The following is a 2,838-nucleotide window of genomic DNA, read 5'->3' as shown; positions in this document are numbered from 1 at the left end:
TTGATTTTTTTGATGCAGTGTAATAATTTCGCTTTTTGGTCATTCTATTCCCCTCTTATATTAGAAGAATAGCTCTTAAAAATACCTTTTTTTCGTCTAAAAATCCGCGCCTATATCAGATCGCCGATACTTACTTGGGTTCCTGGAGTAGCCTGATAGATTGGATCAATAACAGGTAATTTAAAAATATCTACTTGTTCTCTAACTAATACATGGCTCATAGTTAATATTCCTAATAATAATGTAAGGGAAAGTGTAACAAAAAATTATTAAGAGTATATTAATGATCTAAATTGAGTGTTTAAGTTCTAATAATCTATACTATAAAAGACAATAATTTTATCTCTAGGTAGTCTGAGCAGTTTGAAATGATAAGGAGATTATCATGCTCTACACTTTATTGAATTTGATGGCCTTAATTATTATTTTTGGTGTGGGTCTTTGGTTGATCAATGTGTTTATACCTATGGCTCCCATGATCAAAAGTCTTTTAAATGTTTTAGTATTAATTGTACTGATTATTTATATACTTCAATTTTTTGGTATTATTCATCCCATTTTTCCGATGGTTTCAATCTTGAAATAAGAGTACGGGCTTTTGCCCGCTCTCCCCTTTATACCACCAACTTTTTATAAACAAAAAAAGGTAAAGAACGAATAATTGTCATAATAAAGAACCAGAATTTAGGGAAATAAAATTCTCGTTTTTTGTTTTTAACTGCCTTCCAACAGGCCTGTGCGCATAATTGCGGTGGTGCTGCGTAAAATACCCCAGGAAGACCATAAGTTTGTTTGGTGTCAATAAAACCTAGTTTTGCAATACTAATATGTTGTGTTGGGGAGGCTGCTTGCTGTAAACCCTGTAAATAAACTTCGATAGCTGCTTTTGTCCCACCATAAAGACTATTTTTGGCGCGACCACGACAAGCTGCTACAGAACTTAAATAAAGAAGATGGTGTTCCTTTTGATTTAAATGCAAATAATAGTTAATTATCGAAACGGTGGATAAAACATTGATTTTTATTATGCTATTTATAGAGGGCGTGGTTAGATGATGATTGTCCGTAAAATCACTATGGGCTATGAATAAATCACACTCTCCATCAAGGGAATCAAATAAGCTTAAGAGGGGCTCTGTTTCTTGATTTAAATCACATACAGCTAATTCGCAGGTAACATGAAAGCGTAGTTGAATATCCTGACAGATTAAGCTTAAGTGCTCTACGTCTCTGCCCACTAAGCGTAGTTTATAATTCTCTTTAGCGGCAATATGGGCAAATTGTTCTGCAATAACGGATGTGGCGCCTAATATAATCCATGTTCTTTTCATTTCATTATTCCTAAGCGTTGTCCTAAATCAGAATGCATGGGTGATTGATAATCAATTATTAATTTGGAAAATTGGGCATGCTGTTCATACATGGCTTCATATTGTTCTGAAGTTAAGAATAAATCTTTAGCTAAATAGATTTTTCCCTTATTTTCTAAGATGAATTGATTCATCTTCTTAATTGCAAGTTGGGCGTACTGATTATTATTAAAGTCCACCGCTAAAGTAATTCCAGGCATGCAAAAGGAGAGGAGGCCCGCCCCAGGCTGAGTAAATAATTTCACTACCGCTAAAGTAGGGATCGCGTTTGATGAGTTAATTATTTTTATCAGCTGCTCTATTGTCGCACTTGCACTGTTTGTTGGGAAAACTGCTTGAAATTGTAACAAGCCTTTCTTGCCATATAATCGATTCCAATGTTTTAATCTATCTAAAGGATTATTAAAATCTTCTAGACCTAATGCTTCTTTAGGTTTTTTATGATGATAATAATAATTATTAAAGCATTTCATATTCCATTTTTTTATCAAAGAAATAGGTAGGGCTGGGACAGCATGCACGGCTTTTTCTTTTGCTTGAAACGGCGGGATATGGTGAGCTAAGGATAAAAGGGCGCGCGGTTTTTTGTTTAATAGGTCTAGCCAAGCCACTTGATAGTCATAAGAAATACCATGATGAGTCATTCGCTCAATAAGCTGGTTGAGAGAGTCAAAAGATTCATTTTCTACCTGCACAAAATGTGAGGCTTTTTTCAGTCGTAAAGCCAAACGAATAATTATACCGGTTAAACCAAGGCCTCCAATCGTTGCATAAAATAAGCTACTATGTTCCTTCCTACTGCATCGGATAAGCCTATCCTTAATAAAAAGCTCAATCCATTCAACCCAATGGCCAAAGCTCTTGGCGTGATGGTTATTTTTACCATGCACATCATTAGCAAGCCCACCCGCCAAGGTTGCATGCACTGTGCCTGGAAGCACTGGTGGGATAAAATCCGGGTGTAGCCTTAAAAGCTCATAAAAAGTGATGCCGCCTTGACAAATAACTAGTCCTGACGAAGGATCGAAATCAAGATAATGATTAAAACGTTCGGTATTAATTATCAAACCATCTTTATTTAAACAACAATCGCTATAACTTAATCCCGCTCCTCGTGTAAGTATCGATTTAGGTTGGTGAGTATTAAGGTAAGTAAATAGTTCTTTTTCTGTATCAGGTCTTAGACATAAAGATTCACTGCATACAGCGCGGCTAAAGTTAGTTAGTATTATTTTTTTAGTGCGCATTCTGTTTATTGCTTATGATAATCTTATCAGTGTCGCATGATTTATTTATTAATAAAACTGCTAGTGCTTTAAAACAGCCTATAATTGACTAAAGTATGTGATTAACTCATGTTACGCACATAAACTTGTAGTTTGACTAAAAAGCATTAGAATTCCGCCCTTAATTTTAGGGAGGGAATTAAATGGATATGCTTGATCTTTATAGTGATTATTTGATTTTC

General features: G+C 35.0%; 3 protein-coding genes. 1 reads left to right on the top strand and 2 read right to left on the bottom strand.

Annotation, left to right across the window (positions count from 1 at the left end; all coding sequences use genetic code 11):
* Positions 1 to 385 precede the first annotated feature (385 nt).
* Positions 386 to 586 (top strand): Thivi_2564 family membrane protein, encoded by a 201-nt coding sequence (locus tag ELY15_RS15035; RefSeq protein WP_127101453.1) that lies wholly within the window; start codon positions 386 to 388, stop codon positions 584 to 586.
* Between the two features lie 28 nt (positions 587 to 614).
* On the opposite strand, the gene ELY15_RS15030 is transcribed toward ELY15_RS15035, so the two are convergent.
* Both ELY15_RS15030 and ELY15_RS15025 read right to left on the bottom strand, forming a co-directional pair.
* Positions 615 to 1,331 carry an SDR family NAD(P)-dependent oxidoreductase gene (locus ELY15_RS15030; RefSeq protein WP_127101451.1) on the bottom strand — a complete coding sequence of 239 codons (717 nt, stop codon included), beginning with the start codon at positions 1,329 to 1,331 and terminating at the stop codon, positions 615 to 617.
* On the bottom strand, positions 1,328 to 2,617 hold the full coding sequence (locus ELY15_RS15025) for an FAD-binding oxidoreductase (RefSeq protein WP_127101449.1): 1,290 nt from the start codon (positions 2,615 to 2,617) through the stop codon (positions 1,328 to 1,330). Before ELY15_RS15025 ends, ELY15_RS15030 begins: the two co-directional genes overlap by 4 nt.
* Positions 2,618 to 2,838: the final 221 nt, after the last annotated feature.

This window comes from Legionella sp. km772, from assembly GCF_003989735.1.
In the GTDB taxonomy this organism is placed as follows: Bacteria; Pseudomonadota; Gammaproteobacteria; order Legionellales; family Legionellaceae; genus Legionella.
This window is presented reverse-complemented; position numbering and strand designations above follow the sequence as displayed.